This window comes from Pedobacter sp. 01T416_2 (genome assembly GCF_056398925.1).
In genome coordinates, this window is the sequence record NZ_JBFTQI010000173.1 from 1 (window position 1) to 11,464 (window position 11,464).

Annotated in this window: 5 protein-coding genes; 3 read left to right on the forward strand and 2 right to left on the reverse strand. The window is 33.7% G+C overall.

The genetic code is table 11. The features are described from left to right. Positions 1–187 (reverse strand): hypothetical protein (locus AC1DPQ_RS09610; RefSeq protein ID WP_477609008.1); only part of this gene is annotated, 187 nt, incomplete at its 3' end. A gap of 149 nt (positions 188–336) precedes the next feature. Further along, positions 337–4,287: a hybrid sensor histidine kinase/response regulator transcription factor gene (locus tag AC1DPQ_RS09615; RefSeq protein WP_477609010.1), complete on the reverse strand. Its 3,951-nt coding sequence runs from the start codon at positions 4,285–4,287 to the stop codon at positions 337–339. 527 nt (positions 4,288–4,814) lie between these two features. Between AC1DPQ_RS09615 and AC1DPQ_RS09620 the strand changes: the two genes are divergently transcribed. The 3 genes from AC1DPQ_RS09620 to AC1DPQ_RS09630 form a co-directional block, all read left to right on the forward strand. Then, the gene (locus AC1DPQ_RS09620) at positions 4,815–6,668 is read left to right on the forward strand and encodes a glycoside hydrolase family 127 protein (RefSeq protein ID WP_477609012.1); all 1,854 of its coding nucleotides are present in this window, start codon (positions 4,815–4,817) and stop codon (positions 6,666–6,668) included. 30 nt (positions 6,669–6,698) lie between these two features. Beyond that, complete coding sequence (locus AC1DPQ_RS09625) at positions 6,699–8,705, forward strand: beta-L-arabinofuranosidase domain-containing protein (protein WP_477609014.1); 2,007 nt, start codon at positions 6,699–6,701, stop codon at positions 8,703–8,705. A 163-nt stretch (positions 8,706–8,868) separates the two neighbouring features. After that, on the forward strand, positions 8,869–11,464 hold a 2,596-nt coding region (locus AC1DPQ_RS09630), incomplete at its 3' end, for a SusC/RagA family TonB-linked outer membrane protein (RefSeq protein ID WP_477609016.1).

Consider the following 11,464-nt stretch of genomic DNA (forward strand, 5'->3'; position numbering starts at 1 on the left):
TGAGGTGCCATCTTTGGTAGGTCTCTTGATCAATTTCATTTTTTATCCATTTCTCTTCGACCGTATACAGCAGTTCCTGATCTCTGACGATTTCTGATTTTTTTTCTGTCAGCCCTTTCCTGTTGTTTTCAAGCTCTTTTTCAATTTCTTTGGTTGTTATTATCCAGAATTTGAATAAAGTATTCATTTAAGTKGGTGTTTCGTTAAAAGTGGCGAAGAAACACTTTCACTAAAATACAAAGCAGGTCGACGAAACCCTGATAAGGGTAATGGATAGTTGGGCCTAATCGAATAGCCTCTTTAGCTTTTTTATCCAGACATCCCATCCATTAATAGTTATTTATTCATAGCGATATATTCTGAAGGGCTCATTTTAAAATGCTTTTGAAAATTTCGTCCGAAGCTTGTTTGTGAATTATAACCTACCATTTCGGCAATTTCATACATTTTATAGTTCTCATTCAAAAGTAATTCTGCGGCTTTTTTTAAGCGCACAATATTGATCAATTCATTCGGGCTCAAATTCGAAATATCTTTAATTTTTCTATATAAAGTCGATCGGCTCATGTTCATTATTTCTGCCAAAGATTCAACGCTTAAATCTGAATCAGTAATGTTTTTTAGAATTTCTTGGTCTAATTTATTCAGGAACTTTTCATCGATTTTACTGTTTGCAATACTTTTGATGTGTGACAGCGGTGAACTAGCATAGTAGTTCATAATTTGTTTTCTGTTTTCGATCAAATTTTCTGTCTGGACTTTCAAATAATCCATCGAAAAAGGTTTCGCAATGTAGGCATCGGCTCTCGCTCCAAGACCGTTAATTTGTGACTTCAGAGAACTTTTGGCTGTAAGTAAGATTACTGGGATATGGCTTGTTTCCAGATTTGTTTTAATTTTTTTACACAAGGTAATTCCATCCATAATTGGCATTGAAACATCACTTATTATAAGCTGAATATTTTCGTTGTGAATTATTTTTAACGCATTTTCGCCATTATCAGCTTTTAAAACGGTGTAAAGCTGAGATAATTCTGTCGAAATAAAATTCAATAAATCTTCATTGTCCTCTACAACTAAAATTTGTGTTTTCTCATGTTTGCTTTCAATTTCGGCAATAGTTAATTCCTGCTTATTTTCTTCTTTTTCGGATTCACTGTAAAGCATAAATTCTTCTTTCTGATGAAGTGGAACTACAAGTTCAAAAACATTGAGGGTTGAATTTGAAATTAATTGCAGATTTCCGTTATGTAGTTGTGTTAACGAATGTGCAAGCGAGAGCCCAATTCCGGTTCCCGAAATTGCACTCATAGTATTGACCCTAAAAAACGGCTCAAAAATTTTATCTTTTAAATGATATGGAATCAAATTTCCATCATTTTTCACGATTAAAATCAGTTTGGATTCATCTCTAAAAAGCACAATTGAAACTTTGTCTTTTGAATATTTAATAGCATTACTAATCAAATTACTCAGGATTTTTTCGAAAGCTTCTTTGTCAACAAACGCATAAATGTCTTTTTGGCTCAGTTCCAATTCAAATTCAATGCCTCTTTCTTCAATTAATTGGCTGAATCTCAAATGTAATTTTCTAACAATTGAAGAAATATTTGTTTGTACAAAAGTGAGTTTTAGTCCGCCGATTTCAGATTTTCTAAAATCTAATAATTCGTTGACTAATTTTAACAATCGCAACGTATTTTTCTTCATTATAGAAAGATTTTGAGGAACTTCTGGTAATTTGTGCTCCATTGTCAAAAGTTTTTCCAAAGGGCTTTTTATCAGCGTTAGTGGCGTTCTAATTTCGTGTGCAACATTCGTGAAAAAATCAATTTTTGCCTGATAGATTTCTTTCTCTTTTTCGTCGTTTAAATGTTTTATTTTTCGGTTATTTTTAATTTCAGTTAGGTTTTGCGAATAACGGATAATGTAATAAAGGGAACCGCAAATTAGGAGAAAATAGAAAAAATAGGCATAAGAACTTGCCCAAAATGGAGGTAAAATTTTAATTTTTAATGCAACTTCTTTGCTCCAAATACCAAAACTATTTAACGATTTTACTTTAAAAACATAATTGCCGGGCCTGAGTTCTGTAAAGAAAACTTTATTGTTGTGCCCAAGATAAACCCAGTCATTATTTACGTTTTCAAGCTTGTACCAATATTCTGTAAGCTCTGCAGCCGTATAATTTAACGACGCAAATTCAAGATTAAACGATGATTGATTGTTGTTTAATTTTAATTCATCAATATGCGAAATAGATTGTTTTATAGGAGAATCATTTTTATTGGCATCAATATCTTTATTGTTGATTTGAAGATTGGTAATATAAATTGAAGGTGAGTATTTATTTTTTGTAAAATTATTTGGATTGAAACTAATCATTCCATTTAGATTTCCAAAATACATGTCACCGTTTGTATCTTTAAAAGCAGATGCATAATTAAACTGATCACTCAACAAACCATTTGGCCTTGTATAAATCTTAATACTTTTATGATCTGAACCAAATTTCACCAGACCTTTAGAAGTTGTTATCCATAAATTTTTAGCATCATCTTCTACAATTGCATACACTACGTTGCTCGGAAATCCGTTTTCAGTCGTAAATCTTTTAAAAGTTCTTGTTTTTTTATCGAATAAATTCAATCCATTTTCAGTGGCGAACCATAAATTTGTAGAACTGTCTTCAAAAATATAATTGATGGAATTATCGCTGATTCCATTTGCGTTTTTATAATGATAAACAAAGACCTCTTTCTTTTTGGTATTCGGATTGTAGTAAAACAAGCCATCACGAGAACTCCCAGCCCATAAATTTCCATCGATATCTTCTAGGTAAGTGGTATAAAATATTGTTTCAGGAAATGTTTTTATGGACTCAAAATTGTCTTTTGGTTCATTATACAAATAAAGTCCTAAATTGGTAATCACAATCAGTTCCTTTTTTTTGGTTTCATAAAATGAGAAAATAAAATTACTGTGTAATCCCGAAGATGGATCATTAGCACTATAATGTTTTATAACCTTGCCTGAATTTCTATCTAAAATATCAAAGCCATACTCAAATGTTCCGACCCAAATTTTGTCTTTTCTAGACATTAAAGCGTGAATGTTGTAGTAGGAGACACTACTTTTGCTTCCGTTTGGTAAATATGTCGTAAACTGTTGCGTTTTCAGATTCAACCGGTTTAAACCAGCATCTTCAGTACCAATCCAAAGGTCACCATTGTCATCTTTAATAATTTTCCTTACGGCACCTCCGCTAATAGAGTTTTGCCCTTTTTGAGGGAAATATTTTTTGAATTGTGTGTGTTCTTTTTGAAGATAATTGATTCCACCAAAATAAGTTCCAATCCAAATTCCGTTTTCTTTATCGACCGTTATTGAATAAGCCGCATTATCTGAAATGGTATACGGATCATTATAGTTTTTTTTGAGATTGACGCTTGTTTTCGTCTTCAGGTTGTAAACATAAACTCCAGATTCGCTAGCAATCCAAAGTTCGTTATTATTCCTTTTATTAAATTTTCGTACATAAACCGGATTTTTAGTCGAAAATTCTAATCTAGAAGTTGTTTTGGTTGGGATATTGTACACTAAAACGCCATCAGTGTGTGTGCCAATTAGAATATTATTTTTATCCAAAGCATAAATAACGGAAATACTAAAGTTGCCTGAAGTTGCGGGAAGTGTAAGTGGAAGATTTTCGAACGAAAGACTTTCTTCAGAATAATGATATATTTTATTTGAAGAAGAAGCCCAAATTTCTCCGTTTGCATCCTGTGCAATTGAAGTGGCAATAAAATATTTGCCTGGATTAAAAATTTCGGTTTCTTTATTTTGGGTTGAATATTTGTACAGAATGTTTCCTGAAAGAAACCAGATATTCCCTTTTTTATCGTGATTTATGTCATTAATCCTATTGTTTATGGCTTCGTTTAAAATCGTAAACCGATCTATTTTTCTATTGTATTGATACAAACCTTTATCTGTACCAACCCAAATTACTCCTTTGTATTCATGTAAAGATCTTATAAAATTGCTTCCTAGGCTATGAATTGGGTCTCCATTGCTTCGATAAGTTTTAAAACGATAACCATCAAAGCGATTCAAACCATCTTTAGTTCCAAACCACATAAATCCATCTTCATCCTGCAATGATGCCAAAACGGTGTTGTGGGAAAGGCCTTCTTCAGCTTGAAAATGGTTAAAATAATAGTCTTGGGCTTCAATAAAATTTGAAGAAAAAATTAAAGAAAATAAAAAAAGAAAGAATTTACGCATTGTTATATTTTTTATAATGAAATCAATGTTGGGCAAATTGTGTCAAATTTCAACAGCATGTTGCAAGGCGCTATTTGCTTGATCTTTTTTATGCAATTTGAATCATTTTATATTAAAAATGACACGAATAAAGCATTTTAATTTGATTTAAAATCATCTATTTTGACTTTTCAAATAAATGAATCTGATATTTCTGATGTTAAAAAAGGAAGTATTGATAGAATTAAATTTCAGCAAAAAACATTACTAATCTTATAATATTATCCTAAAAATATTAAAATGAAAAATCTGCTAACTGCTGTTATAAAGTTGGTGCTTTTTCAATTTAGTTAAAAATATGAAGAGGAAACAGAAATAGTTAAAAAAGATTCAGAAACAAACATTGGTTTTTAGTAAAAGAAAGGCAGACAGTGAAAATTTGATGGAAAGAGAGTCAATTTATATTGACGGGAATTGTTTCGAGCTGTGCTTTAAGTGAAGATATTATTTGAATAAGAACCAAATTACAATTTATCAGAAATTAAATTATGAAAAATACGTTATTATTACTTTTTGCCCTATTTTCTTTAAGCGGTTTTGGACAAACCAAGGGGCAAAGAGTTCAAATCGAACCAATCAATTTTTCTAAAGTAAAGATTACCGATTCTTTTTGGGAACCTCGTTTGAAAAACCATGCAGCAAGTATATTAAGTACTTGCATTTCCCAAATTGAAAGTCAGACAGGACGTATTGCTAATTTTGTAAACGCAGGGAAAAGGTCAGGAAAACATTCTGGGATTTTTTATGATGATTCGGATGTATACAAAGCATTGGAAGGTATTGCCTATACTTTGATAAATAATCCCGATCCAAAATTGGAAAAAACGGCTGACGATTGGATTGATAAGATAGCAAGTGCCCAATTAAAGGATGGTTATATTAATACCTATTATACTTTAACAGGATTAGATAAGCGATGGACCAATATGGACAAGCACGAGGACTATTGTGCGGGACATCTTATAGAAGCGGGTGTGGCATATTATCAGGCAACTGGAAAAACAAAATTGTTGGGTGTTTCTGAAAAGATGATAAAGCACATGATGTCCATTTTTGGAGAAGGAAAACGCCACTGGGTTCCTGGACACGAAGAGATTGAATTGGCTTTAGTGAAATTATATAATGTTACCAATAACAAGAGGTACTTAGATTTTTCGAAATGGCTGCTGGAAGAAAGAGGACATGAATACGGAACGACAGGAGGTAACGGAAAATGGGATGTCAAATATTACCAAGATGTTAAACCTGTAGAAGACTTGACTGATGTTTCTGGGCATTCAGTTAGAGCTATGTATCTTTTTTCGGGTATGGCCGACGTGCAAAAAATGGATGAAAAAGCAAAATATTCGAAAGCTTTAAATTCGCTATGGGATGATGTGGTATCACGTAATATGTATGTTACTGGAGGTGTTGGTTCTTCACGGGAAAATGAAGGATTTACAGAAGATTATGATTTGCCTAATCAAACTGCATATTGTGAAACTTGCGCTTCTGTGGGTATGTGTTATTGGAATTCACGAATGAACCAATCATCTGGCGATTCTAAATATATAGATGTTTTAGAACGATCGATGTATAACGCTGTTTTGTCTGGAGTTTCTCTTAGCGGGACTGAATTTTTCTACGTGAACCCATTAGAATCCAAAGGAGATCATCACAGAAAAGCCTGGTATGGGACGGCTTGTTGTCCAAGCCAGATCTCACGTTTTATGCCTTCTATTGGTAATTATATTTATGGACAATCGGACAATGCGATCTGGGTAAACCTGTATATAGGCAGTACGGTGAATATTTCCATTGGAAAAAACAATTTGGAGTTACAAGAAGAGACCAATTATCCTTGGAATGGAGATGTAAAACTCATAGTTAAATCTTTAACCTTTCCTTTAGAAAAAGAAATTAGATTTCGAATTCCAGCTTGGTGCAAAAAATATTCCCTTTCATTAAATGGAAAAAAAATTAATAACCCAATAGTGGAAAATGGATATGCAGTATTGAAAAAAGAATGGAGAAAAGGGGATGAAATTAAAATTTCTATGGATATGCCAGTTGAAGTGGTTAAAGCAGACGATCTTGTAAAGGCTGATATTGGAAAAAGAGCTATACAAAGAGGGCCTTTGGTGTATTGCATGGAAGAGGTAGACAACAAATCTAATTTTGACCTCGAAATTATTTCTAAAAACACAAAGTTTGAAACCACTTTCAATCCTGGTTTATTGGGAGGAATTATGGAAATAAAAACAGTAGCGGATCCAAAAAATGTCATAAAATTTATTCCTTATTATTCTTGGGATAACAGGGCGGAAAGTAAAATGAAAGTATGGATTGATTACAAAGAATAATTAATTTTTTTAAAAAAGATCAAGAAAAAAATGAAAAAAGCATTGACCATATTATTGTTGTTTCCAGCGCTGTTATTTGCACAAAAGGAAGTAACCAATGATAATTATACGAACAATCGGTCCCCATTGATTACAAAGCCTTACGTTGAATTGCCACTTGGAGCCATAAAGCCTTTAGGCTGGCTAGACGAACAGATGAAACGAATGGCTAATGGTATGACGGGAAATTTAGATGCTCAATATTCAAAAGTGGTTGGTTCTCGTAACGGCTGGTTGGGTGGCGATGGCGATGTTTGGGAACGTGGGCCTTACTGGGTTGATGGTCTTTTGCCATTAGCTTATATTATGAAGGACCAAAAATTAATCAACAAGGTGCAACCTTGGATTGAATGGACTCTTGCTTCACAAAAAGAAAGTGGCTACTTCGGACCTGACACGGACCGTGGCCCAGAACCAGGATTGCAACGAGATAACGCAAAAGATTGGTGGCCAAAAATGGTGGTGCTGAAAATAATGCAACAATATTATTCGGCAACTAACGATAAACGGGTAATCCCATTTTTGACGAACTATTTTAAATACCAACTGAAAGAATTACCTAAAGATCCTTTGGGGAAATGGACCTTTTGGGGAGAACAAAGGGGAGGTGATAATTTGATGGTGGTGTATTGGCTTTATTCTATAACAGGTGATAAATTCTTATTGGAGTTAGGGGAATTGATTCATAAACAGACGTTTGATTGGACTGATGTATTTTTGAATCGAGATGATCTATCCCGTCAGAATAGTACACACGGTGTTAATTTGGCTCAAGGTTTTAAAGCACCAACGATTTATTCTCAAGCMAATAAAGATCTGAAATATGCACTTGCTCCTAAAAAAGCAATAAATGATATGCGAAATACTATTGCTTTTCCAACAGGATTATGGGCTGCCGATGAAATGTTACGTTTTGGAAATCCAACACAGGGCTCTGAATTGTGTACGGCCGTAGAGATGATGTTTTCACTTGAAAATATGCTTGCAATTACTGGTAATGTGCAATGGGCGGATCAATTAGAACGTATCACGTACAATGTTTTACCTTCTCAAATTAGTGCTGATTTTAATGAAAGACAATATTATCAGCAAATCAATCAAACTTCGATGACAAAGGAATCTAGAAATTTTGTGACCTCTCACAGTAACACGGATAACTTGATGGGATTGCTTACTGGATATCCTTGTTGTACCACCAATATGCACCAAGGCTGGCCTAAATTCACTCAAAATCTTTGGTATGCCACGGCAGACAATGGCATTGCGGCATTGCTTTATGCACCTTCTGAAGTAATAGCAAAGGTAGCAAACGGAACGAATGTTAAAATTACTGAATTTACAGATTATCCATTTAAGGAAAGCATGAAATTTCACTTTCAATTTGTAGATAAAAAAGTAAAACAGAGCAGTTTTCCATTTCACCTTAGAGTTCCTGCTTGGTGCGAAAATCCTGAGCTTTTCCTGAATGGTAAAAAACTTGAAACTTTGGTTCAAGCCGATAGGATTTTAAAAATAAATAGAGTTTGGAATAACGGGGATGAATTGACCGTGAATTTCCCGATGAAAGTATCCGTGAGTTATTGGTATGACGGAGCTGCAGTTATAGAAAGAGGACCACTGTTGTATAGTTTGAAAATGAATGAAAAATGGGAGCAAAAAAACGACCCGGTTAAGTTTGGTAATTATCACGAAATAACTTCGGATTCACCTTGGAATTATTGTTTGATGGGAAAATACCTGAAAGCCGAAAAACTTCAAGAATCGGTTACTGTAACTCAAAAGAAAGAGATCGCTCGATATCCTTGGACTTTACAAGACGCACCTGTTACGCTGAGTATAAAAGCAAGACGATTACCATGGGGAGAATATAAAGGATCACCCGGACCGATTCAATATTTTTCACAAATGGGCGACAAGTTGTCCGATGAAGAGGAAACTATTAAATTAATTCCTTTTGGGTGTACAAAATTGAGAATTACAGAATTTCCTGTCCGTTGATTCTGATTAATTAATAAAAACTATTGCAGGGCCTTTAAAAAAAAGATTATCTAAAAATTTTATAAAAACCTTAAACTATAATAATAACTAAAAAAACCATTAAAAATTATGAAGAAAAAGACAAATGCCGAAATTATTATTTAAATAAATAAAAAAAATAACTATGTTAAAAAAAATTAAATTTATTTTATTTGCACTTTGTGCTGTGCACATGAATATTTACGCACAACAGACAAGTGTAAAAGGGAAAGTAGTTGACGAAAATAAAAATCCGATTCCTAGTGTTAACGTTGTTGTCAAAGGTACTCCCCATTACACGATTTCTGATAATGATGGAAATTTTACAATTTCCGTTGAAGATAAGCAAACGCTGGTTTTTTCATCTATTGGTTTTGACAACAAGGAAGTTGTATTTGATGGCAAAGCTTTAGGTAGGATAGTGATGACTAGCAAGTCTAATTCTTTAGATGAGGTTATAGTTACTGGGGTTGCCAAAGGGACTGCAGTTAAAAAACTGGGTTTTTCAATAGAGAAACTAACAGAAAAACAACTTAAGCAAGTACCTGCAAATGATGCTGCCCTTGCAATGCAAGGAAAAATGGCGGGAGTGAGAATGGTGGCTAGAAGTGGTGAACCAGGTGCAGGCTTTGACATTCAATTGCGAGGAGCAAAATCTATTACAGGCGGATCAAGTCCATTAGTTATTATCGACGGTGTTTTAGGTGCCGATTTGAATAATATTAGTTCAGATGACATTGCTTCAATTGAGGTTTTAAAAGGTGCTGCTGCATCTTCTTTGTATGGTTCTCGTGCTGCAAATGGTGTTGTAAATATCACGACAAAACGAGGATCATCAATGAGTGCAGGTAAGGTTGAGGTTGATGTTAGATCAGAGTATGGACAAAATTCTTTAGGATTTGTACCAAAACAATCAAGTGCAACTAACCGCATCGTTCAAAACGGTGTAGTAACTTCGGATGTATCTCCAGATCAAATTTACAAGAATCTTTATCCAACAACATACGATCATATAAAACAATTTTTTAACCCAGGAGGATATCAAACGAATTACGTTGGATTGAAAGGAAATTCAAATGACAACAAAATTTCTGTATATACCTCATTTCAAAACTCACATCAAGAGGGAATTGTAAAAATGATTAAAGGATTAGATCGCAATAACTTTAAGTTAAACTTGGATTATAAAATAACCCCTAAGTTGACCTTTAAAACATCAAATTTATACTCTTCTTTTAACGATGAAAGCGTTGGAGGTGATGTATTTGGATCATTGTTACGTTCAGATCCAAATGCTGATTTAACCCTTCCAAATGCTGATGGAACTCCTTATAAAGTAAATGTTAATACATTAACTGATGCTGCACCAAATCCATTGTATACAATAAACAATACCAAAAATACAAATACGGGTAAAACATTAAATTCTTTTTCTAGTCTTAATTACGATTTTACGCCTGATTTATACATTAAGGCATCTTATGGGGTAATACAGAATACAGGCTCATCATTCTATATGCAACCTAAAGGAACGTTAGACTATTATCTAAATGAAGGGATTGGTAGCATTAACCGGTCAATGTATGAAAGTAAAGATAAAAATATAGCATTTGAAGGATCATATATTAAAAAGATAGGTAATTTTAATACTGTTAGCAAAGCCCAGTTTTTATATGAATCTTCAACTTATAATAACTTATCTGGATCAGCATCCCAATTAGCGCTGGGAGGGTTTGATTTGACAACTCTTAATGCAGGTGCAATACCTTCGGTAAACTCTGCTATCACGTCAACGAATGCCTATAATTATTCATTAATTTCTGCCGTAGATTACAAATCTAAATATATAGTTGATGCTTTAATACGTCGTGATGCTTCTTCATTGTTTGGTCCAGACGTTAGATGGCAAAATTTCTACCGTGTTTCAGGAGCATGGCGTATCTCTGAAGATTATAAAATAAAAGGTATTGATGAATGGAAATTACGTTCTTCATTAGGAACGGCTGGTTTAAGACCTCCTTTCGGCGCAATCAATGAGACCTTCGCACTTAATCAAGGTGTTACCGGAAATCAAGAAACTTTAGGTAATTCAAAATTAAAACCGTCTTTCTCAAAAGAATGGGAAATAGGAACTGATATTAGTTTCTTGAAAAGATTCACCTTGAACCTTAACTATTCATATACAAATAACACGGATTTGATACTTAAAGTTCCTGTTAGTCCACTTTCAGGCGCTGCTTATCAATGGCAAAATGCAGCTGCTATGAAATCAAATGCATATGAAGCTACATTGAGCGCTAATATTCTTCAAAAAACTAATTGGAGTCTTGATTTTAAAACAACATTCGACAAGTATACCCAAAAGGTAACTCAATTAAATGCGACACCTTATTTTATTGATGGAACTCGTTTTATAATCCAGAAAGAGGTCGCTTTCGGAACACTTTTACTAGATAAGTTTGCACATAATTTGAATGAGGTTGCAAACCAGGTTCCTGTTGGCACATCAGTTAATGAAATATTTGTGGTTAATAATCAAGGTTTTGTGGTTAAACGTGACGCAATAGGAACTATAAATGAAACGCCTATAAAAGTGACCGATAATAATGGTGTTGCATTACCGGCTGCTTCAATAAATACAACTCCAGATTTTACAATGAACTTCAATACCACTCTTACATACAAAAAATTCACGTTTTATATGTTATGGAGTTGGCAACAAGGAGGAGCGGTTTATAATC

Coding starts and splice junctions, on each gene's coding strand:
- AC1DPQ_RS09615 (WP_477609010.1), bottom strand. CDS start 4,287: ATGCGTAAATTCTTTCTTTTTTTATTTTCTTTAATTTTTTCTTCAAAT.
- AC1DPQ_RS09620 (WP_477609012.1), top strand. CDS start 4,815: ATGAAAAATACGTTATTATTACTTTTTGCCCTATTTTCTTTAAGCGGT.